The sequence below is a fragment of the Spirosoma aureum genome (assembly GCF_011604685.1).
Taxonomy (GTDB): domain Bacteria; phylum Bacteroidota; class Bacteroidia; order Cytophagales; family Spirosomataceae; genus Spirosoma; species Spirosoma aureum.
The window spans coordinates 7,283,516-7,308,205 of the sequence record NZ_CP050063.1 but is presented as its reverse complement, the minus strand read 5'-3'; the positions used below and the strand labels follow the sequence as shown (position 1 = coordinate 7,308,205).

General features: G+C 45.9%; 18 protein-coding genes and 1 riboswitch. Of the genes, 10 read left to right on the top strand and 8 right to left on the bottom strand.

Features of this window, described 5'->3' with window-relative positions; translation table 11 throughout:
- Positions 1 to 12: 12 nt before the first annotated feature.
- Complete coding sequence (locus G8759_RS29110; RefSeq protein WP_167216299.1) at positions 13 to 1,806, top strand: cytochrome c peroxidase; 1,794 nt, start codon at positions 13 to 15, stop codon at positions 1,804 to 1,806.
- A 74-nt stretch (positions 1,807 to 1,880) separates the two neighbouring features.
- Here G8759_RS29110 and G8759_RS29105 read toward each other — a convergent pair whose 3' ends face one another.
- A complete protein-coding gene (locus G8759_RS29105) occupies positions 1,881 to 3,458 on the bottom strand; it encodes a serine hydrolase domain-containing protein (RefSeq protein WP_232073983.1) in 1,578 nt (525 codons plus the stop codon).
- 130 nt (positions 3,459 to 3,588) lie between these two features.
- Between G8759_RS29105 and G8759_RS29100 the strand changes: the two genes are divergently transcribed.
- Entirely contained in the window at positions 3,589 to 4,563 is a 975-nt protein-coding gene (locus G8759_RS29100) for an NADPH:quinone oxidoreductase family protein (RefSeq protein WP_167216297.1), read from the top strand.
- 205 nt (positions 4,564 to 4,768) lie between these two features.
- On the top strand, positions 4,769 to 5,647 hold the full coding sequence (locus G8759_RS29095; RefSeq protein WP_167216295.1) for an HAD-IIA family hydrolase: 879 nt from the start codon (positions 4,769 to 4,771) through the stop codon (positions 5,645 to 5,647).
- A gap of 163 nt (positions 5,648 to 5,810) precedes the next feature.
- On the opposite strand, the gene G8759_RS29090 is transcribed toward G8759_RS29095, so the two are convergent.
- From G8759_RS29090 to G8759_RS29080, 3 genes are all read right to left on the bottom strand, one after another.
- Positions 5,811 to 7,070, bottom strand: coding sequence for a glycosyltransferase family 4 protein (locus G8759_RS29090; protein WP_167216293.1), 1,260 nt, complete (start codon positions 7,068 to 7,070; stop codon positions 5,811 to 5,813).
- 62 nt (positions 7,071 to 7,132) lie between these two features.
- Positions 7,133 to 8,482, bottom strand: coding sequence for a nucleotide sugar dehydrogenase (locus G8759_RS29085; RefSeq protein WP_167216291.1), 1,350 nt, complete (start codon positions 8,480 to 8,482; stop codon positions 7,133 to 7,135).
- Positions 8,483 to 9,055: 573 nt separating this feature from the next.
- Positions 9,056 to 9,823, bottom strand: a complete 768-nt coding sequence (locus tag G8759_RS29080) for a tyrosine-protein phosphatase (protein WP_167216289.1) — start codon at positions 9,821 to 9,823, stop codon at positions 9,056 to 9,058.
- Positions 9,824 to 10,009: 186 nt separating this feature from the next.
- On the opposite strand from G8759_RS29080, the gene G8759_RS29075 reads away from it, so the two are divergent.
- Positions 10,010 to 10,966: a GDP-mannose 4,6-dehydratase gene (locus G8759_RS29075; RefSeq protein ID WP_167216287.1), complete on the top strand. Its 957-nt coding sequence runs from the start codon at positions 10,010 to 10,012 to the stop codon at positions 10,964 to 10,966.
- A 690-nt stretch (positions 10,967 to 11,656) separates the two neighbouring features.
- Positions 11,657 to 12,277, top strand: coding sequence for a hypothetical protein (locus G8759_RS29070; RefSeq protein WP_167216285.1), 621 nt, complete (start codon positions 11,657 to 11,659; stop codon positions 12,275 to 12,277).
- A gap of 58 nt (positions 12,278 to 12,335) precedes the next feature.
- Here G8759_RS29070 and G8759_RS29065 read toward each other — a convergent pair whose 3' ends face one another.
- The 3 genes from G8759_RS29065 to G8759_RS29055 form a co-directional block, all read right to left on the bottom strand.
- Entirely contained in the window at positions 12,336 to 12,983 is a 648-nt protein-coding gene (locus G8759_RS29065) for a response regulator transcription factor (protein WP_162386757.1), read from the bottom strand.
- A 113-nt stretch (positions 12,984 to 13,096) separates the two neighbouring features.
- A complete protein-coding gene (locus G8759_RS29060) occupies positions 13,097 to 13,804 on the bottom strand; it encodes a sensor histidine kinase (RefSeq protein WP_232073982.1) in 708 nt (235 codons plus the stop codon).
- Between the two features lie 751 nt (positions 13,805 to 14,555).
- On the bottom strand, positions 14,556 to 14,771 hold the full coding sequence (locus G8759_RS29055; RefSeq protein WP_167216281.1) for a hypothetical protein: 216 nt from the start codon (positions 14,769 to 14,771) through the stop codon (positions 14,556 to 14,558).
- A gap of 515 nt (positions 14,772 to 15,286) precedes the next feature.
- On the opposite strand from G8759_RS29055, the gene G8759_RS29050 reads away from it, so the two are divergent.
- Complete coding sequence (locus tag G8759_RS29050; RefSeq protein ID WP_167216279.1) at positions 15,287 to 15,838, top strand: fasciclin domain-containing protein; 552 nt, start codon at positions 15,287 to 15,289, stop codon at positions 15,836 to 15,838.
- Positions 15,839 to 15,925: 87 nt separating this feature from the next.
- Here the strand turns inward: G8759_RS29050 and metH are convergent, their stop codons facing one another.
- Positions 15,926 to 19,657 carry a methionine synthase gene (gene metH, locus G8759_RS29045; protein ID WP_394353267.1) on the bottom strand — a complete coding sequence of 1,244 codons (3,732 nt, stop codon included), beginning with the start codon at positions 19,655 to 19,657 and terminating at the stop codon, positions 15,926 to 15,928.
- Between the two features lie 158 nt (positions 19,658 to 19,815).
- Positions 19,816 to 19,932: riboswitch (SAM riboswitch) on the bottom strand.
- Between the two features lie 166 nt (positions 19,933 to 20,098).
- Between metH and G8759_RS29040 the strand changes: the two genes are divergently transcribed.
- The 4 genes from G8759_RS29040 to pseB all read left to right on the top strand — a co-directional run bounded on the left by G8759_RS29040 (position 20,099) and on the right by pseB (position 24,680).
- Positions 20,099 to 20,986, top strand: a complete 888-nt coding sequence (locus tag G8759_RS29040; protein ID WP_167216277.1) for a Ppx/GppA phosphatase family protein — start codon at positions 20,099 to 20,101, stop codon at positions 20,984 to 20,986.
- A gap of 631 nt (positions 20,987 to 21,617) precedes the next feature.
- Positions 21,618 to 22,565: a GNAT family N-acetyltransferase gene (locus G8759_RS29035; RefSeq protein WP_167216275.1), complete on the top strand. Its 948-nt coding sequence runs from the start codon at positions 21,618 to 21,620 to the stop codon at positions 22,563 to 22,565.
- Positions 22,566 to 22,711: 146 nt separating this feature from the next.
- Complete coding sequence (locus tag G8759_RS29030; RefSeq protein WP_167216273.1) at positions 22,712 to 23,617, top strand: motility associated factor glycosyltransferase family protein; 906 nt, start codon at positions 22,712 to 22,714, stop codon at positions 23,615 to 23,617.
- Positions 23,618 to 23,663: 46 nt separating this feature from the next.
- Positions 23,664 to 24,680 (top strand): UDP-N-acetylglucosamine 4,6-dehydratase (inverting), encoded by a 1,017-nt coding sequence (pseB, locus tag G8759_RS29025; protein WP_167216271.1) that lies wholly within the window; start codon positions 23,664 to 23,666, stop codon positions 24,678 to 24,680.
- The last annotated feature ends 10 nt before the right edge of the window (positions 24,681 to 24,690 follow it).

The following is a 24,690-nucleotide window of genomic DNA, read 5'->3' as shown; positions in this document are numbered from 1 at the left end:
ACTTTTTCCCTTATGAAACGATCTGTATACCGATCAGCAGTTTTACATGGCTCCGTGGCCTCCCTACTGCTCATACTGGTAGCGGTTCTGGTTCAATCATTTACCCCAATTCAACCGCATAAGGTCGTTAAAACAACGTACCTGACCGATCTTGCCCGGCTCGATTCAGCGGTAAACAAGCTATATAGTACCATTGAGAAACGCCAGCCTGCACCGATCGTTCAGGCAGCGTTCCGCCAGTCGAGACTGGCTTACAAACGGATTGAATTTCTGACTGAATTTTACTTTTCGGGATCGGCCAAATCGCTCAACGGGCCCCCTTTACCCGAAGGTGAACTAGACGATGGCATTGGCATTGTTATTCAGCCTAATGGGTTTCAGGTAACGGAAGAAATGATTTTTCCGTTAGATGCTTCCCGTCGAACCGATTTACTCCGGCAAATGGCTTCCATCAAAACTACGGTCAGCCAGTTACGTCGGGTCGCAACCTATAATGAACTAACAGATAGCCAGATCTTTGACGCGATGCGGCTGGAAGTGATGCGCGTGATTACACTGGGCATTACGGGGTTCGACTCGCCGGTCTCACTGCACTCCCTACCCGAAGGTATTGCGGCTCTCGAAAGTCTGGATCATACCCTGCTGGCTTATCCGATTGCCACCCAACAGGCGACTCTGCTTCACCAAACAATCACGAAAGCCATTCAGGCCATACGTGGGCAAACGTTCAACCAGTTTGACCGACTCGGCTTTATACGACAATATGCTTATCCACTGAGCCGTCTGCTCATGGAAACGCAACTTGCTCTTGGTTACCCGCTGGCAACCGACAAACGGATGCTGCGGCCTACCGCCCGAACGCTTTCGGATACCAACGCTTTCGACCCAACTTTTTTTCTACCCTATAATCATGCCACGCCCACTGCCGATCGGGTTGCACTCGGTAAGATGCTTTTTTTCAATCCCATTCTGTCGGGAAACGGGCAGCGTACCTGCGCAAGTTGCCACCAACCCAATCGCGCCTTTACCGATGGCGAACCGTCGCCATTAACGATTGACGCAAAACATCGCATTGGCAGAAATACACCGACCTTAGTCAATGCGGCCTTTCAGTCGTTCCAGTTTATGGATTCAAGAGTTTTTTTTCTGGAAGATCAAATTACCGATGTCATTCACAATTCGCAGGAAATGGGTGGCTCTCTGACCAGTGCAACCGCAGCTCTACAAAAAGACTCAACATTCCAGAAACAGTTCGCGCAGGCCTACGCCGACGGCCTAACGGAAACAAACCTGAAAAACGCTCTTGCGTCTTATGTACGGTCATTGATCAGTCTGAATACCCGTTCGGATCGTTATCTGCGTGGCGAAAAAGTAGCCCTGACTGCTCAGGAAAAAATGGGCTTTAATGTATTTATGGGTAAAGGGAGATGCGCTACCTGTCATTTTTTTCCACTGTTCAATGGCACGATACCACCGGCTTACGTCAAAACGGAAAGCGAAGTACTCGGCGCTCCTGCCACTGCAACTGAACGACAGCTCGATGCCGACGAAGGTCGCTATCGATCAACCAAGATTGGCATTCATCGCAATGCATTCAAAACGCCCACTATCCGGCAAGCGGCCCTTACGGCTCCCTACATGCACAATGGCGTTTACAAAACACTGGATCAGGTTGTCGAATTCTACGACAAAGGGGGAGGAGTAGGGTTAGGATTTAGGCTGGAGAACCAGACGCTTCCCTTCGATAAACTTAACCTGACAATCACCGAAAAGCGAGCTTTAGTCGCTTTTATGAAGTCTCTTTAAGAGAATCGGCATGTATGTTCAGCGGCCATTTCTCGAGGATAGAACCGATGAATATACATGCAAATACCTGAAAGTCAGGGCTTACGGGCCAGCTCATGCAGATCCAATTGCTGAATCAAAGCTGGATTTTCGGGCGTCAATGTAAAAAATACATCCACGCTGGATTGCTCACCCTCGATCACAAAATGACCACGCAACTGATTTTCGGGAATCAATTCGCCAACACGAATCACTTTGCCAATTTTGGCGAATAATGCCTGCGCCACTTTTCGACGGGCCTCCAACGATTGATCAGGGAAGAAGTTTTCGGCAAAAATCGGGCTCTTGTCTGCATTCGTCCAATTTGGCAGCAAACTGACCAATTCAGCTTTACGCTGGTTGAGAACAGCCGAAACAGGCAACTGGCGGGGCTTCAGTTTAGCCGTTGACAACAGCGTATCCAGTACAGCCCAGTTCACTGTTCCCAGATTGGCATACGTCAGGTTTCCGTAGGCAATAATGCCGATACCATAGTCGGGAAGGATTCGCCATTGGCTACCAAAGCCAGGAAGCCCTCCACTGTGAGCAACATAGTCGCGGCCGTCGCCGTCGCGGCTCCAGCTTAAGCCATACGCATAGTGGTTGATCATTGGGCTAACCCGGCCGCCGGGAAATCGAAATCCCGGATTCAGATCGCGGAATGTTCGCGGTAGCTGCATCTCCCGGACTGAGCTTCGCTTGATCGGCCCTGTTTCGGCATCATTACGTGGAGGCCACGCCGATAGATGAAACGCGACATACCGGCTAAAATCCTCAATGGATGTAATCAGGCCACCCATGGCCCCGTAGATACCATCGTGCAGTAGGGGCTCTTCAACCCATTGTTCGTTAAGCCAACGGTAACCATGCGCCAGTTGATCGGCTGGCACTTTGGTATATTCCCATTCGGTATGCGTCATGCCGAGTGGTTTCAGAATGGTTTCGGTGATGTATTGCTGATACGGCTTGCCCGATACTTTTGTAATAATCCGCCCCAACATGGCAAAAGCAAGGTTGCTGTATTCATAGGCCACACCAGGCACATTGGAGAATGATACATCTTTTTTGAGGAGCGCCAATAGTTCGTCATCGGTATCGGCCAACTGACGGTCACCCCACGGATTATCTTCAGGAAAACCTGCTGAGTGTGTCATCAGGTTACGAACCGTCATAGCTGGCGCATCGGCTGTTAGATACGTAAGTTTAGCCGCTTCCGGAATATAGTTCGAGACAGGCGCATCGAGCAGGAGTTTTCCCTCATCACGCAGTTTTAAAATGGCCATTGCGGTGATGCTCTTGGTCATAGATGCAATGCGAAATGCGGACCTGGGCGTTGCGGGTGTTTTACGTGCTACTTCCGTATAGCCAAATCCACCGGAATGCACCAATTTGCCATCGACCACCAACCCATAAGCAAGACCCGGATAATGATTTTTAGCGGCATAGTCCTGGTAAATTTTGTCGATTACTGGATAAAGCGATTCAATTTTAGCCAGCCGATCGGGGTCCGTAAAGATGGGTGGTCGGTAATTTTTCTGTTGCGACGATGCCGCAATAGAGCTTCCGTTAGGCATTGACTGGCTAAACGCAAACGAAGCCCAGAAGAAGGTGACAAGTAGAGCGATACGGTTCATAAACAGTTCAGGTTGATCGGATAAAGATAGTACTTTCGCGTTGATCGGAGTTATGCTTCTGGTTCAGGATCGGAGCCTTTTAAACGACACCCAGATCAACCATTCATTCCATTCTAAACCCATTCTATTTATGAAAGCAGTTTTGTGTAAACAGTTTGGACCGCCCGAAACACTTGTTGTTGAGGAAATTGAATCGCCCAAAGCCGGTAAAGGGCAGGTTGTCATCAGCGTAAAAGCCTGTGGTGTCAATTTCCCAGATACGCTCATGATTGAAGGCAAATACCAGTTCAAGCCGTCATTCCCCTTTTCGCCGGGTGGCGAGGTGGCCGGTATCGTGAAAGAAGTGGGGGAGGGTGTGACGCATCTGAACGTAGGGGATAATGTTTTTTCACTGACGGGGCATGGAGGGTTTGCTGAAGAAGTTACTGGTAACGCGGCAACGACCTTGCCCATGCCTGCTGGTATGGATTACATCACGGCTGCTTCGACAATGTACACCTATGGCACCTCCTATCATGCCCTAAAAGACCGGGCGAGCCTGAAACCAGGCGAGACATTGCTGGTGCTCGGAGCCGCTGGCGGTGTGGGGCTGGCTGCCGTTCAGTTGGGGGTACTGATGGGGGCAACCGTCATTGCTGCGGCATCGAGCGACGAAAAGCTCCAGGTCTGTCGCCAGATGGGCGCTACCGAAACCATAAACTATACAACCGAAGACCTGCGCGAACGACTCAAGGCTCTCACCAACAGCAATGGTGTCGATGTTGTCTATGATCCGGTTGGTGATCGTTATGCCGAGCCGAGTATCCGGTCGCTGGCCTGGAAAGGCCGGTATCTGGTTGTTGGGTTTGCGGCTGGTTCCATTCCGAACATTCCTCTGAATCTAACGCTCCTGAAAGGAGCTTCCCTCGTAGGTGTGTTCTGGGGAGCGTTCGCGCAACGGGAGCCAAAACTAAGTATGAGCAATTTCGGGCAGATTTTACACTGGATAACCACCGGACAGTTGAAACAGCATATTCACAGTACGTACTCACTCGACGAGTCTCCGCTGGCTCTCCGTGCCCTGATGGATCGAAAAGTTGTAGGTAAAGCCGTACTTGTACTGTAGTGGCTATCAGAACTTTATTTAATCAAAATGTACCGGTTCGGAGCAGGAGGGTACTGGCTTTTTTTGTAAAAAAGTTATTTTAGTTCACTTACACCGTATTTTTACAAACGTTTGGCAATAGAAGGAAAAATAATCTATTGCTGGTTGGCCTTATTGGTACAATTAATGGTCACCCCTTACACCCCCTACTTACGTAACATTCTCTATGCAACTTGACGATTTCAGAGAAGTAGCTGCCAATTATAAAGTAATTTTCTTCGATGCATTTGGCGTTCTGAAAAATTATGAAGGTTTATTGCCCGGTATTGAAAGCACGTTCAACTGGCTTCAGGAAAATGGCAAAGAATTTTACGTACTGACCAACGATGCGTCACGCGGACCGAAAGAATTAGCCGAATCATACCATCGGCAGGGACTTTATGCCATTACGCCTGAACGAATTATTTCGTCGGGAATGCTGGCGCGTGAGTACCTCGATCTAAAAGTAAATCATGGCAGGGTTGCTTATCTGGGCACTGAAAGTTCGGCACATTACATCGAAACGGCTGGCCTCAAAACGCTTCCTATCAGCCAACTGGACTTGTCTGATATTGCCGACATCAATGCCCTCGTTCTGCTCGATGATGAAGGCTTCGACTGGAATACGGACCTGAACAAAACGGTGAATTTGCTTCGAAAACGTAATATTCCGGTCATTGTGGCAAACACGGATGAGACCTACCCCGTGTCGAAAACCCGGATTGCCATTGCCATCGGGGCCGTGGCCGAAATGATCGAAATGATCGTTGGGAAGCAATTTATTCGATTTGGTAAGCCTGATGCCCAGCTGTTTATGTTTGCCTATGAGCGGCTCGAAAATGTGGTTCCCCGTGGCCTGGAAACGCCGGAAGATGGGCATGTCAGCAAGCGTGATGTCCTGATGGTAGGTGATACCTTACGCACCGATATACTCGGCGGGAATAAATTTGGTCTGGATACCGTACTGGTTCTGAGTGGCAACACGCAGGCGCAGGACGTGGAGGTGCAGATTCGCAGCACTGGTATTATTCCTACCTACATCTGTGAGTCTGTATTGATTTCGTAATGGTATATTTTCGGCCTTTGTCATGGGTGCCGTGCCACCGCTCTGGTAGTGCTCGGTCCATTTAAACCTATAAGGTTTTTGAAACCTTATAGGTTTGTAATCAACCAAAAAAATTGGGGAACCGGTAAAACCAGCTCCCCAATCACCATTCTCTTTTACCTTACTACACTTGCGTTGCGGTTACAGGCTCATCGGCAGGTTGTGTTTCCTGGCCAAACGTTGGAGCCAGCAATCGATCATATAATCTCAGCAATTTGCCTCGTTCATGCGCCCATGATAGTTCGTTGGCAACACGTCGATAGCCAAATTCACCCATTTCCGTACGAACGGTCTCATTATCGAGTAAATACGTGATTTTGTCCGCAAAATCGTCGAGATCATTTGGACGAGCGTAAAGCGATGCTTTTTGCGCCGAGAATCGCCCTTCTTTCAGGTCGAACTGAACAATGGGTTTCTTCAGAGCCATATACTCCATGATTTTATTCATGGTCGAAAGGTTGTTCATTTCCGTAGGCCGGTCAGGATTCACGCAGACATCGGCGGTATTGAGCACTTCCAGCAGCAAATCGTCGGGAACGCGACCATAGAAATCGACATAATCCGATACGCCCAGTGTTCCGGCCAATACTTTCATCTCCTCCAGGCTGGTGCCGCCACCGACAATGGCAAACTGCACATCCTGACGTACGGCCGTAATTTTTCGAACGGCTTCGAGCAATAAATCAATGCCTTCACTCTGGGCAATCACACCCAGATAACCAACCAGATAGGTTCGCCCTTTCTTGTAAGCATTGTTGCCGGGAACAATCCGGAGCCGCTCCAGTTTAGGGCCACTCCGGACGATCGTTACATTCTCGGGCTTCATTTTGCCCCGACGAATCGCAATTTCTTTATAGGATTCATTCGTAGCGATACTAACGTTGGCCACCCGGTAAGTAATCCGCTCGAAGAATAGCATCAGTCGATAGAAAAAGTCTTTCTTGTCGAACTTGGCCAGATAGAACTCCGGGTTGATATCGTGGTGATCGAAAACGTATTTAACTCCCAGTAATTTAAATGGCAGTGCTACGGTAAAGATCAGATCCGGCGGATTACAGCCATGAATAACATGAAACCGCTTTTTGGCAAAGATTTTTATCGCATACCAATACCACCAGAAAATCGATGTACCATATTCGACCAGGTAGCCGAGTGCTCCTGATGCTTCAACCGGCAGTGGATGACGATAGATATCGATGCCATCGAGTTGCTCGAATGCATCCGTATAGCCTTTCATCTGGGGGCAGATAATGCTAATTTCAGCACCGGCCTCCCGCAGTGTGGTTGCCTCCTGCCACACCCGACGATCAAATGGAACCGGAAGATTTTCAACAATAATTAGAATATGCTTACCTACTAAATTTTCGAAGCTGGATGTATTCATGAGGGATACGTTTGCGATTTATAGCGCACAGTGGATAGCGCTCTTCTACTAAATCCACGAGCCTATCTGAACGTTAATTGGGCAGGTGACTCGGCCGCGTCCTGCGACCAGTTTATGCCTATATATTGGTTAGCTGGATCTATTTCGGCCTGAATACGAACCAGATCCAGAATGATTTTATTGCTTGCTTCGCCCAGGACCTGAACAAACTCAGCCTCTTTTGTACAAACGACCAGTACATCACTCCATTCGACCAACTCCTCAGCATCCTGTACCATCAGCCGGGAGAGGTGTGGAATGTGCTGGTCTATGTATTCTTTATTGGTACCGGTCAGTTTTGAGGTATGCACATTACGGTCATAAATCTTGAGCGTAAAGCCTTTCCCCAGAAGGGTTTCTGCCAGTTCAACGGCAGGGCTATTCCGTAAATCATCGGTACCGGCTTTGAATCCAATTCCCAGAAAACCGATGTTCCTATGGCTGTGGCGCATCAGTACGGCAATGGCTCGCTGCATCTGAATTTCGTTGGTGCGATGAATGCTGCTGATAACCGGTACCTGTAGATACAGGTCATGAGCCAACGTTTGCAGCCCTTTCAAATCTTTCGGCAGACACGAGCCGCCGTAGGCAAAACCTGGCTTGAAGTAGTATTTGGAGATATTGAGCTGTTTGTCTTTACAGAAAATATCCATCACCTCATGCGAGTCGATACCCAGTGACGAACAGATATTTCCGACTTCATTGGCAAAAGAAATTTTCAGTGCGTGATACGTATTGTTCACATACTTCATGATTTCGGCCGTTTTGGTTTCGGCAATGACTACCTCGGCGGGTAATTCGTCATATAACGTACGGACAATAGAAGCCGCCCGTTCTGACTCGGTACCGATCAACGTGAGTGGTGGGTGATAATAATCATGGACAGCCGTTCCTTCCCGCAAAAATTCAGGGTTACTAACAACGGCAAAGTCTACATCGCGGGTTTTCCCTGTGCGGTCTTCGATCATAGCCGCAATCTTTTCGCAGGTGCCCGGCATGACCGTTGAGCGTAGGGCGATAACATGAAAACCATCTTTCTCCCGAAGCACCTCACCGAAATGCTCAGCTACACTCAGAATATAGGTCAGGTTCAAATGCCCCTGAGCGGTTGAAGGTGTTCCGACCGCTATAATAGAAAGGTCTGTAGCAAGAATGGCCTCCCGAAAATTGGTTGTTGCCCGTATCCTCCCCAGTAAGTGCTGTGTGGCAATGATCGCATCAATGTCTTTTTCAACAATAGTTGCCCGACCATCATTGATCTGATCGACTTTCGTTTTGTTGACATCTACGCCTACGACCTGGTGACCATTCTGGGCAAGGCACCCAAGGCTAACGCATCCTACGTAGCCAAGTCCGAAAATACTAATGTTCATGCTTACAGTCAGGTTGAAATACTATTAATTATCTAAATTCTGCATGTTCTTGAATCCCTTTTTGGCCGCTAGCTGCAAGCCATAATGAGCAACTGCTCATCAGGCATTCAAAAAAATGATTTTAGTTGCTAATGTGTTTATATCAGCTAGAATAGCAGAAAATATAAGTTTACCATTGCAATACCTGTTGCAATATAATAAGCAGTAGTTATTAAATATTATTTTTCAGTAACTATTAGTTAAATTTAATTTTGCGGAAGGAGTTTTTTGTACATATATAGTATTGAACTGTTTTATTCTTAGAGATTGACTGTAAACGAACAATTTGGTATTTATTGGTGTCGCTCAGTCAGCCTGGTCACTTGATATACGAAGGCCAATAACAATATTTTACATAACAATTAGTTACCTATATTGGTATTGATCGAACATAAATAACCAAAATGTTGCCAACAAATGATATTGGTGTATTTTTGTAGATAGCTATTGGAAGTAGGCTGCCAAGAAGCGATGTGGATGTGGTATCGAATTGATGCTCCCAATTAGCCGAAGTCCTGATAACCAGGGATCTGATTAGAGCAACGATTCATTGAGAAGTGGCTGTTTTCTGAGCAACTCATAATCAGAGGTTGTAAACAGCGCAGCAAGAGCGGTGAAGTCAGCGGGTCTGTGCATATCACTACCAATAAAATCGAACAGGCCTTTTTTTAGAAGAAACCGAGCCTGAGCCTGAGCTCGCTCGCCATAACGGCCGGTAAGCGAGGCCCAGTTTAATTGAAACAGACAACCTTTCTCCCGCAGATTCGTGAGTGTGGTTTGGTCTTCATAGTAAAACGAGTAACGTTCCGGATGAGCCAATACAGGTGTGTAACCTCGGGTTTGTATGCGAAAAAGCAAATCGTCCAGCTGCCGGGGAGCAGCTGCCCAGCCTACTTCAAAAAGGAGGTAACGCGACGAACCAAAGGAAAGAAGATCATCAGTAGCCAAAAGTTCGGGAAAAAACTCGTCGAGCAGGTATTCAGCGGCTACTTCGATCTGCAACGGCAGGTTGTTTTCAGCGGCAAGCGCCTGAAGAGTAGCCTGCCCGGCGCGCAGGGTGGCCGATTCGGTAGGATACCAGTCACGGCTCACGTGTGGTGTTGTGATAACTTTCTGGATACCCCAGGATGAAAGTTGTTTCAGGCACGCAACGGCTTGCTCAGGATCTTTGACTCCGTCGTCTATGCCTGGAATTAGATGGGAATGCATGTCGACCCGCCAAAAGCATGGTTCAGTCATGGCTTCCTGTGTTTGAGAAGAGCGCGACGTAATTGTCTGCCGAATAGTTTGCCAGAAACGCATACTAGTAAAGTAGGAGTATACTCATGCTCACTGATTTTGCTGAATGCCCAAAACTAATACGCTTTTTTATGGAAAGCTACCGTAAAATTTAGATTTGAACAATCAGAATGCCACACCTATGTTTATTCTGAAACAATGTCCCTTACCGGATCTTCCAGTGGTTCAACCTGATAAGCATTCCTATCTATGAGAATTTTACTCACAGGTGCAGCTGGTTTTATTGGCTCACATCTAACCGAACATCTGCTTACAATTGGTCACACCGTGATTGGGCTGGATAATTTTGATAACCAGTATGACCCCGGCAGAAAGCAAATAAACCTACGCTTATTTAAAGAGCATACTAATTTCGGATTTGTCCAGGGTGATGTGCGCGACCAGGCCTTGTTGACGGATATACTCCGTCAATATACGTGCGATACGGTTGTGCACCTGGCTGCCCGGACGGGTGTTCGGGATTCGGTTCGCGAACCGGCTTTGTGTATCGATGTCAACGTTAACGGTACGTTATCGCTACTCGAAGCGATGCGGAAAACAAACGTCCGGCGTTTAGTGATGGCCTCCTCCTCATCCGTTTATGGTAACTCCAGTTTTGTACCATTCCGGGAAGACGACGAAGCAAATCGGCCTTTGTCACCCTATGCGATGTCGAAGCGGTCAGCGGAATTATTGGCACATACCTATCATCATCTGCATGGCTTTGATGTAGCCTGCCTCCGATTTTTCACCGTTTACGGTCCTCGTCAGCGCCCCGAAATGGCCATTAGCCGATTTACTGAGAAAATGTATGGAGGACAGCCCATTACGATTTATGGCGATGGGAGTACGTCCCGCAACTATACCTATATATACGATACAGTAATGGGAATTAGTCAGGCCATCAACCATCTGAATGGCTTTGACCTGTTAAATATAGGTGGTGTCGCTTCCGTTAATCTTCGCGATCTGGTTAGTCTGATCGAACAGGCTGTAGGTAAAAAGGCCGTTATTGATTGGCAACCCAATCAGCCTGGCGACGTGACACTGACCTCAGCAGATTTACATCGAGCCAGTAACCGAATAGGTTATCTACCATCGATTCATATCGAAGAAGGTATCAATCGCTTCGTTCGCTGGTATCGGCAAAGCGTGCTTTGTTTGTAAATGCCAATTCAACTGATTCGAATCATGGCCCTGAAACTTACCAGAGTCAGGATTCAGATCAATTCATAATACTGTTTTTCTCCTATCGGAGAATAGCTAATAACGCTCTATCTGGAAACTGTTTTTGCGACTTTATTAAACGAAGGAAAATATATTAGTATGAGGCTTTTCGTTATTACGGGAAGAAGTGTACATTTACCACAACTACTGAAGACCTTCTCCGCACCGCTCCTGTTAATTGTGCTACAATGCCTTAAGCTGGCCCTCCAGAACCGAGTTAGTAGTAGGAATTAGCGTATCATTTCATCACTTACTAACTACTAAGTCCCGATACACTCTTAGTCTTAAGCATTGATTTGCAGTAAGGTTAGACACTTATCAATTGGCTTTTGAGCTAACGTTTCGTACAAATAGGCAAAAAGTCATGTATCTGTTATATGATATCAACAATTTATTTTTTTATGATATTGAAATATGGTTACATAAATTTTATTATGTCAACTTATATATTAAATAGATTCTTTATTATTTTAAATAAATACCAAAAAAAACAATATTATAACTTGTGGATACTATTTTGTTTATGAAAGAGAGAAAAACATACTAAAAAATTAATTAAACGGCCCGTTTAGTCTCCTTCCCAGTATTATATTTACATGTCTATCTCGTTATATACAAGCTTCTTTCCCTATGAAGATTTCAGCACTTAATAGGTTACTCCAGGAAAAAGGTTGGGAAGTTATCCAAAAGCATCAAACCCATAGCCTGTTGGGACACTCGACCAGAAACCATGCTACCTGCTTTATTATTCCTGCTACTGGTTTAGAGCAAGTGCCAACCGGTACGCTTAATGCTACCGTACGGGCAGCCCATAAGTCAGGAGGCACCAGCCATTGGACGACGGTTCTTCGTCACACCAAGGCGTTTAATGTTATTCTGGAAAAGCAAGGAAAATCCATCTGGGGTCGTATAGAAACCCCCTGTCTATTAGCGGCAACTCGCGGTAATAGTGTAGAAAATGTAATAAATACCTTGCGGACGGTTCTTATCGACTGTGCAACCGATGAAAACGTATGCTATCGCTCGACATTTGAGTCGATTATATTCGAGCCCGTGTATGACACAACCGCCGTTTGGGATCTATTTAAACAGCTGAAAGCCAATCACATTGCTGGCCATGCTGGCATTGATATGGAGTCGATTAATCGATTCATGACAGGTTCGAGATTTCCTTCCGTCGAGCAGGCAGAACGGCTGGAGGCCTCAATTCATGAATTAGGTCGCCAATTGCTACAAGTGTCTATTCGCTGATCCACAAATTCAGGCAGGCATTCAGTGCCAGAAACACATAAACTCGATCTGGGTCGGCCTATAACTCGATTAACCCGTTACGTACGGCCTCTATAACCATACCGACCCGGGTTCGAACCCCCATTTTTTGGAAAACAGCCTCGCGGTAGCCATCTACAGTTCGTGGGCTCACACACATACGATCGGCTATTTCGTTGTATGTGAGCTCACTACACGCCAATTTCAGGAAATCATATTCACGACCATTAAGGTTGAAATAGGAAGATGAGCTTCCCGATTCGGGTGTATTTAAACTACGAATAAGTTGTGAAGTCAGGAAATCAGAATAATAAAACCCTTTAGCCATAACCTCATCCAGAGCCTGGCGAAGCTCAGCAGGTCGGCATCCTTTGAGGAGATAACCACGCGCGCCGTTCCGAATCATGCGAACGATATGTTCTTCACGATCAGTCATTGAAAGAGCCAGCACACGTATTGCCGGGTAATGCTGACGAAGTTGTACGGCCGTTTCAAAACCATCCATTTCGGGCATATTCAAATCAACCAGTGCAATGTCTGGTACAGGTCCTTGGTGCAGTCGGTTTAACAGGTCACGACCGTTAGCGGCTACATAGAGGACTTCGTAATTATCATATTTCTGGATTAAGTCGGAAAGGGCCTCGGCCAATAGACGATGATCATCGGCAATAGCAATGGAAGTTGGCATGGGTACGATGGCTGGATGTGGTTTGATCCCTGAAAAGTAGGTAGTTACACCATCGTAGACAATACCCGGATGTAAGTATTTTTAGAAAAACAACCGTTTATATTTTAAACGGTTTACGTACGCGGTAGCTTAATTTCGACGCGTGTACCAGCACCGGGGTGGCTAACGATACTACAGGTTCCTCCTAACAGCCCGGCCCGTCGATAAAGATTGGTCAATCCTACACCAGCTTTATCAAGGGCACGTTTAGCTACATCCTCTAATTCAAATCCACGACCATCATCGGAAATTGAGAGTATAAATAGGGTCGGCTGATAGTCGACTGAAACTGTTATGCTCTGAGCCTGAGCATGTTTGAGCGCATTGTTCAACGATTCCTGAGTCATGCGTAATAACACTGTCTCGGTCTGTTCACCAAGCGAATACGTCTCACCACTCGTCTGAAACTGTATCTGGATACGCCCAGTCCGTTGAATCCGTTCGAGTTCAAGGGTCAGACTAGCCAATAGCCCAAATCGTCGAACCGTATCGTGATCAAGTGTTTTAGCCAGCGCCCGCACATCAGTGATGATCGTTCTGATGATCTCACGGGTCTGCTGTACAGACTGCTGAGCATCTGGGTCGATAACCTCGTCTTCGAGTGTATTTAGCCGCATGAGCGCTACCGTAAGCAGTTGGCCTATGTTATCATGAAGTTCTTCGCCAATCTGTTGAAAAGTCTGATTCTGGATTTCTAATTGAGACTGAAGAAGTTCGCGCTGGTTTAAGTTTTTAATCTCCTCTTTATCAGATAAGTAGCGATGATATTGACGTTGATGCATAAGCACGAATAAAATAGGAGCGACCGTTATTAAGAGCAAAAAAAGAGTTGCTATAATGACGATTCCGATTTCTCCAGCGAAGGCTTGCATTGTAATCCAATGAAAAAATAAATGCACATCACCAGAAAAACAACGTTATGAATTTTCCATATTATACCGATATTGGTATAATGTCTGTTCACTAACGTATTGAATGTCAGAAAGATAAAAAAATTACTGGCGTAGTAAGTAAAGATACCGTTTACGTACCAAAAATTACGAACATGTAAGATGTTTTCTTTAGGCTGTGTAGATAACTGTTTGGTATAGTAGAGTAAGCAATAAAAGGTGATTAACAGGCTAATAATCCCAAAAGAGATGCTATTGAATGTCATCTCAGAAGTAACCTGCTCAATGTTGAACAGCGAATCAACCTGGAATAATACAACAATAAACAGTATAAGTCTGGTTAAAACAGGGGAATTATAAACTTCAATAAAATAGAGTGAAAGGATAAAATAAGACCATGTAAAATTGAGTGAGTAGACAAACAGGTTATCTCTTAAAAGTTCATTCAGGAGATTGGCATAGCCATTGAATATGAACTGACAACAGATGTAATAAAAAACATAGTCCCTCTTTGGCCGAACCATCACGGTTATAGCCAGGATCAGTAACAGCAAAGGAGGGACCGTGTCGAAGTAATCAATGGCTCTTCTAATAACTGGCCACATTATAAGCGAAATCAGGTATCAACATTTCTTTTTTGTAATTACTCGCAGCCAGGAGGCCTTGGGCAACCGCTAATCTCATCGTCACCCAGAGCTTTTCCACCAGCATCCTCGCAAAAGGCGGTCACACGCGCCGGGAATACTTTATTATCACCCGGTGAAAACGCCAGCCGAATAACAACATTGCCGTCAGCAGGGGCTCCCGACGACTGGATCAAGTCGTTTAGTTCTGTCCGTTTGAATACGAATTCTAGCATAATGGTATGAATAAATAGTGGGAAATTTCTATCAGGGCTAAGGTAATTCATATTGAGGTAAATAGAAACATCACTACCGATAAACACCTTATTTGTTTAATGTGTAACTATTTAATAATCAATTATCTAAATTTTAAAATACGGGATTTTACTCTAAAATACGGGAAAATACCTTCCTCTAAAACCGTATATTCCCCGTATAGCTTTGGGTGAATTCCCCCTGAATAAGTAGTTGTTAGTGAGCCAATTTTGTATGGCTGATTTATCCGCATATCCATCCACATGCACCCTTTAAAAGGATCCTTCCGCCGGGACACAAACCCGGCGGTTTTTTTTATGTCATTCAAGCCCCATTAACGTCCCATTACTCACCAGATAACCCACCTTTATTGACGCTTACGTAAAAATCTTTTGCCGGTTTAAATCCAAAGCCCTGCCTACCTGCGTAAGTCTTCACGTCGATCGATCACACAGTTCATTTACAGTAATCATTTTTTTTCAACTGAACTTACGACATGAAAACGTTCAAATTATTTGTTTCTCTAATTACCTTTTTAACGATCGGCCATCTTTCTTTTGCTCAGGAAAATTCCGTTATGGTTGGTGGAGCTCCCATGTATCCTTCGAAAAATATCATCGAAAATGCAGTGAACTCAAAGGATCATACGACACTGGTAGCGGCTGTTAAAGCAGCTGGCCTTGTTGAAACACTGTCTGGTCCTGGCCCATTCACGGTGTTTGCACCAACGAATAAAGCCTTCGACAAACTTCCAAAAGGTACCGTTGAGACATTGGTCAAGCCAGAAAGCAAAGCCATGTTAACCAGCATTCTGACGTACCATGTAGTGGCGGGCAAAATGAGTGCTGCCGATTTGATGAAAGCTATTGCAGATGGTGGTGGAAAGGCAACCCTAACTACGGTTGCCGGTGGTACACTCACAGCCATGCAAAAAGGCAAGAAAATTGAGTTGACAGACGCTAAAGGTGGCGTAGCAACGGTTACGATTCCAGATGTGAATCAGTCAAACGGCGTAATTCACGTTATCGATACAGTATTGATGCCTTAATAATTCGATTCTGGTTAAAAAGCAGATGCCCCAAAGATTTTTCTTCGGGGCATCTGCTTTTTTATTTTTTATAGACTAGTTGATTTTCTACGCATCATAGCTCAACACCGGAGCCAGCCAACGTTCAATCTCTTCTACGGGCATATTCTTCCGTTGCGCATAATCCAGAATCTGGTCTTTATTAATTTTGCCGACCGCAAAATACCTTGATTCGGGGTGTGAGAAATAAAAACCACTCACCGAAGACGCTGGGTACATAGCATAGCTTTCGGTTAGTTCAATATCGATTTTGTTGGCGTCCAGCAGATCGAACAGCTTACCTTTTTCAGTATGGTCAGGACAGGCTGGGTAGCCCGGAGCAGGGCGAATACCCTGATATGCTTCCTTAACCAATTGCTCATTACTCAATTTTTCACCAGCGGCATACGGCCAGAATTCTGTTCGTACGCGTTCGTGCATCCGTTCCGCAAATGCTTCAGCCAACCGATCAGCAATCGCCTTCACCATGATGCTGTTATAGTCGTCATGGTCGCGCTCAAACTTGTCGATCAATGCTTCGATACCGATTCCAGCCGTAACGGCAAACCCGCCGATATAATCTTCCCGACCGCTTTCTAAGGGAGCGATGAAGTCAGACAGGCAGAAATTTGGCAATCCTGGCGCTTTCTGGTTCTGCTGGCGCAGGAAATGAAGCACCGTTTTAGTATCATATATTAATTCCCCTGCCGGACTCACTGCCGTCTGCGACTGAGCTTTGCTGATTTTATACTCGATGTGCCGATGTGAACCATGACGTTCGCAGGGAACATCGCGTACGTTCTCTTCAAAATCGTGCAGCAAGACGTCGTCATCGGCCGAGTTAGCCGGATAGAACCCAACCACAGCTTTGGCTTTCAGCAGCTTATTGTCGATGATTTCCTGCAAGAGCTGATTTGCATCGTCGAACAGCTGACGGGCTTCTTTCCCAACGACAGCATCGTCGAAAATGGCCGGATATTTACCGTGTAATTGCCAGGTCTGGAAAAAAGGCGTCCAATCGATGTAATTGGCTAGTTCTGCAATCGAATAATCATCGAAATAGCGATTGCCCAGGAAAGTTGGTTTGGTCGGCTCGAAGTTCTGCCAATCAATTACGGTACGATTAGCGCGCGCTTTTTCGATTCCCAACAAATTTTTCTCCTTCTGACGCTTGGCATGGTCATCGCGGAGTTTGGCATATTCCGCTTTAATTTGAGTAAAAATCAGCTCGCGAGTAGCATCGGTTTCACTAACAAGCCGACCGGCAACCGGAACGCTCCGGCTGGCATCGAGTACGTGAATGACCGGACCCGAATAATGCGGATCAACTTTAACCGCCGTATGAATACGTGACGTTGTGGCTCCACCAATCAGTAAGGGCAGGGTGAATCCCTGGCGTTCCATTTCCTTAGCCACTCCAACCATCTCGTCTAAAGAGGGCGTAATCAATCCGCTCAGCCCGATAATATCAACGTTATGTTCGCGGGCGGCATCCAGAATTTTCTGCGTTGGGACCATCACGCCAAGGTCAATGATCTCGTAGTTATTACAGCCTAATACGACACCAACAATGTTTTTGCCAATGTCGTGAACATCGCCCTTGACGGTTGCCAGCAGGATTTTTCCGGCCGATGATGAGCCTTCTCCCGATTTTTCGGCTTCGATAAAGGGCGTCAGATAAGCCACGGCCTTTTTCATGACCCGTGCCGATTTTACAACCTGTGGAAGAAACATTTTTCCAGCGCCAAACAGATCGCCCACAACGTTCATCCCATCCATCAATGGGCCTTCAATGACGTGCAATGGACGCTCAACTAGCTGACGTGCTTCCTCTACATCCTGATCGATATAGTCCGTGATTCCTTTTACAAGCGCATGTTTGAGCCGCTCATTGACAGGTTCGAGCCGCCAGCTTTCGTCCTGTATGATCGCTTTGCCCTTTGCTTTTACGGTTTCGGCGAAATCGACTAACCGTTCCGTGGCATCGTCCCGACGGTTTAACAGCACGTCTTCGCAACGTTCCAGCAAATCTTTTGGAATATTGTCATAAACCTCTAATTGCCCGGCATTGACAATACCCATGTCCATCCCTGCCCGAATTGCATGGTACAGAAAGGCCGAGTGCATGGCTTCGCGTACAACATCGTTACCTCGAAAACTGAACGAAATATTCGATACACCCCCGCTGACTTTAGCCAGCGGCAGGTTTTGCTTAATCCAGCGCGTAGCATTGATAAAGTCAACGGCGTAGTTATTGTGCTCCTCAATTCCCGTTGCAACAGTCAGAATATTGGGATCGAAAATAATGTCCTGCGGGGCGAAATGAACTTTATCGACCAGAATTCGATAAGCTCGTTCGCAGATTTCAATACGACGCTCGTACGAATCCGCCTGACCGGTTTCGTCGAATGCCATCACAACCGCAGCTGCACCGTAGCGTTTAACCAATTGGGCCCGTTCAATGAACGCTTCTTCGCCTTCTTTGAGCGAAATAGAGTTTACGATGGCTTTTCCCTGGACGCATTTCAGCCCTGCCTCAATGACCTCCCATTTCGATGAGTCGACCATGATGGGTACACGGGCAATATCAGGCTCGGCAGCAATCAGGTTCAGGAAAGTCTTCATAGCTTCTGCCGAATCCAACATGCCTTCATCCATGTTAATGTCGATCACCTGCGCTCCGCCTTCAACCTGACCACGCGCAATGCTCAGTGCTTCGTCGTAATTACCTTCTTTAATAAGCCGGGCAAATTTCTTAGAACCGGTCACGTTGGTTCGTTCACCAACGTTCAGGAAATTCGTTTGCTCCGTAATTTTGAGCGGCTCCAGGCCGCTCAATTTCTGATAGGGTTCAGGCTCTGGGAGTTGTCGTGGCGGATATTTGGCCGCTACGTTGGCAATGGCCCGAATGTGATCAGGTGTAGAGCCGCAGCAACCGCCAACAATATTGACAAAACTACTTTTAATGAAATCTTCGATTTGCAACGCCATCATGTCCGGCGTTTCGTCGTATTCACCAAATTCGTTGGGCAGGCCCGCGTTCGGATAGGCCGAGGTAAAGAACGGTGCCTCTTTCGAGAGCGTCTGAATATAAGGCCGCATCAATTCGGCCCCCAATGCACAGTTGAGCCCTACACTGAGCAGGGGCAAATGTGAAACTGAATATAAAAAAGCTTCGGTTGTCTGACCCGATAATGTCCGACCACTGGCATCAGTAATGGTGCCGGATATCATGATTGGGCGAACAGGCTGCTGCGGGTTTAAATTGAAATACTTGTCAATGGCGAACATAGCCGCCTTGGCATTCAGTGTATCAAAGATCGTTTCGACCAACAGCAGGTCGGCGCCCCCCTCTACTAAACCACTTACCTGCTCATAGTAGGCATTCACCAGTTCATCGAACGTAACAGCCCGATACGCCGGATTATTTACGTCGGGCGAAAGAGAAGCAGTCCGGTTTGTAGGCCCCATTGCTCCCGCAACAAAGCGCGGTTTATCCGGATTTTGCTTTGTTAATTCCTCAGTTACTTCCTTTGCAATGCGTGCTGACTCATAGTTCAGTTCATAGGCCAGCTTTTCCATGTGGTAATCCGCCATGGCAATGGATGTACCACTGAACGTATTGGTTTCGATAATATCGGCACCTGCCTCCAGATATTGTTTATGGATTTCCTGAATGATCTGCGGCTGCGTGATCGACAGCAAATCATTATTTCCCTTTACATCGTGCGGATAGTCTTTAAAGCGCTCACCCCGATAATCGGCTTCAGTCAGGTTATACCGCTGGATCATCGTTCCCATGGCACCATCGAGAACGAGAATTCTTTGTTTCAGAAGGTCTGTAATCAGTTCCAATTGATACAAAATTTATAGAGTTAAAAGCACGCCAATAGCGGCCTTAAAATAGTATAGCGTAAAAACCGGGGCTTATCAAAACAGGGGAAGGAAGCAGAAACGCTAACTTATCTGTCCCCAAAAAATTGGGGTGGAATGCGGCACCTTTTCCTACTTGTATAGTAAGCGGCTGGTTGCCAAGACATCGTTGGGTCCAATCCCTCCGTCTTTCTTGATAAGCACTTATGCAAAGATACATATTCTACCCATAGTCCCAAAAATAGCTTACTTTTGGGCGAATTTTTGAATGAGCGAATTAATGAATAGGCGACTAGTTTGTGACTAATCCCGTTCACTGGTTCGCTCATTCCCCACTCCGGCGAATTGGTCACTACCTAACTATAGTTGATGAAACTAGCAGCCATCGATATCGGTTCCAATGCAGCTCGTCTGCAGATCTCAACGGTGTTACATAACGACAACGTTGTTAGCTTCAAGCGTGTCGAATACGTACGGTTCCCGCTTCGGCTGGGGCACGATGTATTCAATTTTGGCGAGCTTACTCCTGAAAGTGAAGCCCGAACGGCCAAACTCATGCAGGTTTACAAACTGCTGATGGAACTGCATGAAGTGGAAGATTATATGGCCTGCGCTACATCGGCCATGCGCGAAGCCTCCAATGGGCACGAGGTCGCTAAACGGATCGAAGCCTCAACAGGCATTAAGATTAACATTATTGATGGGAGCAAAGAAGCAGAACTTATTAATAATGTAGTAGTTCAGGCGCTTGATGAACGGCAGTTTCTTCATATTGATGTGGGCGGTGGCAGCACCGAACTGAATCTCTATGAGAATCGCCAGAAAATCAATTCCAAATCGTTCAAAATCGGCTCGGTGCGGCTACTGGAAGGCAAAGAAACCAAAGGGGCCTGGCGAAAAATTGAAGACTGGGTTGAGGATAATATCGATTCGACTAAAGAAATTATTGCTGTCGGCACCGGAGGTAACATCAGTAAATTATTCAACCTGGCGTCTAAAACCTCTGAATTAGAAACAACCCTTTCAGAAATTGAACGGATTCGTGATTACATCGCTGGTTTTGACCAGGAAGACCGTATCAACAAACTCCGTCTGAATGCCGACCGTGCTGATGTGATCGTACCAGCCGCCGGGATTTATATTTCCGTTATGAGATGGGCTGGAGCCGATAAGATTATTGTTCCAGATCTGGGTTTGAAAGATGGTATCATTCAATTAGTATACGCCCAGCTAGGGAAGAAAAAACACGTTCTCTAAACAAATTGCCCGTAGACGCATTAACAAAAAATCCCGGCGAAATAAGATCGCCGGGATTTTTAATTTGACATATTCTCTCTTACAATCGGTGGGCCGAATACTATTTATTGTACGAATAGTAATCGGTACATATTTTGGTTGACAGGTATACATTGAGGATGTTCACCAGAGTGACAATCTTTTTTGTATAACCACCAATGAATTGCGCATCGACTCAGCCCAAAACAAATGTATACTGATTTCGACTTTGTTCCGGTTACTAAGTCACCCTGTTTTAAAGATCATTCCTGTTGCCGATTATTTTATTTTGACTATTTATGATCTAAATAGTATAGCAAAAATCAATATATATTACAGTATTTCAATTATTATCATATAAAAACTACTATAAAGACTACAAAAATTTGAGGTTTTGGAAAAATGTACAATCTGTTTTTTTATTATTCTTGACATTAAAACAGTGTAATATGGTACTACTACAACCTGATATCACTTTATAACCAACCTTTACTTGTCACTCCCGTTTCAATTAAATTTAATTGTTGCCATAGAAATTCGAATCAGCTCAATTAGTTTTGTATTCATTAAAGGTTATTTAATCTACTAAAGTTCAATTGGGCTAAAGGAGCCTATGACAGACTATATTATTATTAGCCAGCAAAACCCACCAACTGCCGACATTTCCGAGTTTTGCCAGCCTGGCTTTTTCTTTAATGAAAGCGAACACTTGAGACAGCAGAAGGGAATGTTTCATCTACTCACGGCTCTTAATCAACGTACTGGCCGGTCTGAAGCCCGATGCGCCTTTTTTGTTGGTACAGAGGGGGCAATTAGTCCTAAAGCTGCTCCATTTGGGTCCGTCGAATTCGCAGAAAATCTGCCAGATACTGTATTAGACGAGTTGCTCCAATCGCTTCAGGAGACAGCTCGTTTCGCGGGGGCTTCTACGCTGCGTCTGGTCAATTATCCGCATTGTTACGCACCTAAACAAGCAGAACGCCTTACAGATACATTAGTCAAGCAGGGGTTCAGAGTGCTCAAAAAAGATCAGAATTTCTTTTTGTCTATTTCCGAAAATTCCTTTGAAGAGAACATTGATGGATCTGAACGCCGACGATTACGAAAATGTAGAGAGGCTGGCTTCCAATTCGCTCATTGGGCAACGCCCAATATTGACAAAGTGGTAACTTTTTTACAGCATATATGGCTTCAAAAAGGGTATAGGCCAAGCTTAAGTCCTGAACGATTAACATGTTTGTTGACCGATTTCTCCAATCAATTCGATGTGTTCACCGTAAAAGACGGTGCTAAACTAGCCGCCCTAACCGTAGCAGTACGAGTACGGCAGGATATTCTTTACAATTTCATGCCCGCATCAGACCCCGATTATCAATCGTTTAGCCCAATGGTTATGCTTATCGATGGGCTATTTACATATTGCCAACAACAGGACATTCAGTTGCTCGATCTGGGTGTCTCACTGGATGCCGATCGTCGGCCAAAACCCAGCCTTATACGGTTCAAGCAAAATCTCGGTGCCCAGTCTTCACCAAAGCTTATCTTTGAGAAAACACTATAACCCCTTTTCTCCATAAAAACCAAGTATTAACAGGTAGGCATCAATCATGAGCTGGTTAATCCTGTATTCCATGTATATAGCCATCTGATGTGGCATTTTTTTCGTTATTTTGTCGAAAAAAGTGGCTCCCGTCTGGTGCCGACCGCATGCTTGAAGCTGGTTTTAATTCTGTAAATCAATTCCTGAGCGAATTCGTCAAATCGCTTCTGTCATTGGTAAAAGTTGTCATTCGTGGCCGCCATATGGCTCGATTACCTATCCGGCAGTTGCCTGTCTGCTCCGTATTGGGAAATGGCCCTTCGTTGAATGAGTCGCTGGCTGACCATTTCGACTTCATCCAACAAACAGAAGTAGTTTGCGTCAATAATTTTGCCCACGCCGATATCTTTCTCCGCCTTCGCCCGCAGGATTACGTCATTTCGGACCCTAATTATTTTGTTTTTACCGAACAAACCACCGACCGCGACGATATCCGCCGAACCTTATCGATCTTTCTGGAACATGTAAACTGGCCAATGTCGCTATACGTGCCGCATTTTGCAAAGGGATCTTATCTGCTTGGGCAAATTGAGCGCGGGAACCCCCAGATTAAGGTCGTCTATTTCAATTATACCGTTGTCAGTGGTTTTCGGTGGCTGACCTACTGGCTCTATTCAAAAGGACTGGGAATGCCTCAGGCACAGACCGTTATTATTGCAGCACTCACCCTGATGATCAATCGCCGGTTTGAGACCATTTATCTTTTTGGAGCCGACACATCCTGGCATGAACAGATCCGGCTAAATGATCAGAATCAGTTACTGATCAAACAGATTCACTTTTATGACAAGCCCAAAGATGTAACCCACCAGCCTGTCTATTCAGATAAGTACCGCCAACGCACGTTTTCGATGGCTTCGCAGTTCTTATCCTTACATAAAGTTTTCAGAGGTTACGAAGTTATCCGTAACTATGCCGATCACAAGGGCGTCACGATTTTGAACGCCAGTGCGAAAAGCTATATCGATGCCTTTGAACGAACACAAATCAAATGGCCTGTAGCGAGCAAATAGAGCATTTTAGGACTAACTATCAGCCGCTTATCATTACCTACTAACAATGCTTGATCTCACAAATAAATCGATTCTCATTACAGGGGGCACGGGCTCTTTCGGCAAGAAATTCATTGAGATGGTATACCAGCGTTATCCGAATATTAAACGGCTGGTCGTGTACTCCCGCGATGAGCTGAAACAGTTTGAGATGTCGCAGTATTATCCGAATTCAACATATAAGTCCATTCGCTTTTTCATTGGCGATGTGCGCGATAGTGAGCGCCTGAAGCGGGCCTGCGAGGGAATCGATATTATCATTCACGCAGCCGCACTCAAGCAGGTACCTGCCGCCGAATACAATCCCATGGAATGCATTAAAACTAATGTTTTTGGGGCGGAGAATGTAATCAATGCGGCTCTGGACAATGGTGTGAAGCGTGTCGTTGCTCTTTCAACGGATAAAGCAGCTGCGCCCATTAACCTGTATGGGGCTACCAAACTGTGCTCCGACAAACTGTTTGTGGCGGCCAACAACATGAAAGGTAGCCGTGACCTTCGGTTCTCGGTTGTTCGCTATGGTAATGTGATCGGGTCACGGGGTTCAGTAGTGCCGTTCTTTCTGGAAAAACGAAAAGATGGTGTGTTACCCATCACGCACCCGGAAATGACACGCTTCAATATTTCGCTGGAAGAAGGCGTAGACATGGTTCTGTATGCATTGGAGCATGCCTGGGGTGGAGAGATTTTTGTGCCTAAGATTCCATCATACCGCATTACCGATGTAGCCACGGCCATCGGTCCAGATTGTGAGCAGAAGTTAGTCGGTATCCGGCCCGGCGAGAAGCTTCACGAGGAAATGATTACTGAAACCGATTCGCTCAACACCGTCGAGACGGATAAATATTACGTCATTACGCCCTCAACACCGACCTGGAGTATGGATGACTACATGAAGGCATTTGATGGTCGGCAAGTAGAGATGGGTTTCAAATACAACTCAGGCACGAATACCGAATGGCTCAACGTCGATCAGTTACGGGATCAGATTCGGGAGCATGTCGATCCAAATTTCAGTGTATAATGAACAGTGA

Bases quoted from the DNA above. Each gene is read 5' to 3' on its own strand.
- G8759_RS29110 (WP_167216299.1), top strand. From the start codon at position 13: ATGAAACGATCTGTATACCGATCAGCAGTTTTACATGGCTCCGTGGCC.
- G8759_RS29105 (WP_232073983.1), bottom strand. From the start codon at position 3,458: ATGAACCGTATCGCTCTACTTGTCACCTTCTTCTGGGCTTCGTTTGCG.
- G8759_RS29100 (WP_167216297.1), top strand. From the start codon at position 3,589: ATGAAAGCAGTTTTGTGTAAACAGTTTGGACCGCCCGAAACACTTGTT.
- G8759_RS29095 (WP_167216295.1), top strand. From the start codon at position 4,769: ATGCAACTTGACGATTTCAGAGAAGTAGCTGCCAATTATAAAGTAATT.
- G8759_RS29090 (WP_167216293.1), bottom strand. From the start codon at position 7,070: ATGAATACATCCAGCTTCGAAAATTTAGTAGGTAAGCATATTCTAATT.
- G8759_RS29085 (WP_167216291.1), bottom strand. From the start codon at position 8,482: ATGAACATTAGTATTTTCGGACTTGGCTACGTAGGATGCGTTAGCCTT.
- G8759_RS29080 (WP_167216289.1), bottom strand. From the start codon at position 9,823: ATGCGTTTCTGGCAAACTATTCGGCAGACAATTACGTCGCGCTCTTCT.
- G8759_RS29075 (WP_167216287.1), top strand. From the start codon at position 10,010: ATGAGAATTTTACTCACAGGTGCAGCTGGTTTTATTGGCTCACATCTA.
- G8759_RS29070 (WP_167216285.1), top strand. From the start codon at position 11,657: ATGAAGATTTCAGCACTTAATAGGTTACTCCAGGAAAAAGGTTGGGAA.
- G8759_RS29065 (WP_162386757.1), bottom strand. From the start codon at position 12,983: ATGCCAACTTCCATTGCTATTGCCGATGATCATCGTCTATTGGCCGAG.
- G8759_RS29060 (WP_232073982.1), bottom strand. From the start codon at position 13,804: ATGCATCAACGTCAATATCATCGCTACTTATCTGATAAAGAGGAGATT.
- G8759_RS29055 (WP_167216281.1), bottom strand. From the start codon at position 14,771: ATGCTAGAATTCGTATTCAAACGGACAGAACTAAACGACTTGATCCAG.
- G8759_RS29050 (WP_167216279.1), top strand. From the start codon at position 15,287: ATGAAAACGTTCAAATTATTTGTTTCTCTAATTACCTTTTTAACGATC.
- metH (WP_394353267.1), bottom strand. From the start codon at position 19,657: ATGGGAACGATGATCCAGCGGTATAACCTGACTGAAGCCGATTATCGG.
- G8759_RS29040 (WP_167216277.1), top strand. From the start codon at position 20,099: ATGAAACTAGCAGCCATCGATATCGGTTCCAATGCAGCTCGTCTGCAG.
- G8759_RS29035 (WP_167216275.1), top strand. From the start codon at position 21,618: ATGACAGACTATATTATTATTAGCCAGCAAAACCCACCAACTGCCGAC.
- G8759_RS29030 (WP_167216273.1), top strand. From the start codon at position 22,712: ATGCTTGAAGCTGGTTTTAATTCTGTAAATCAATTCCTGAGCGAATTC.
- pseB (WP_167216271.1), top strand. From the start codon at position 23,664: ATGCTTGATCTCACAAATAAATCGATTCTCATTACAGGGGGCACGGGC.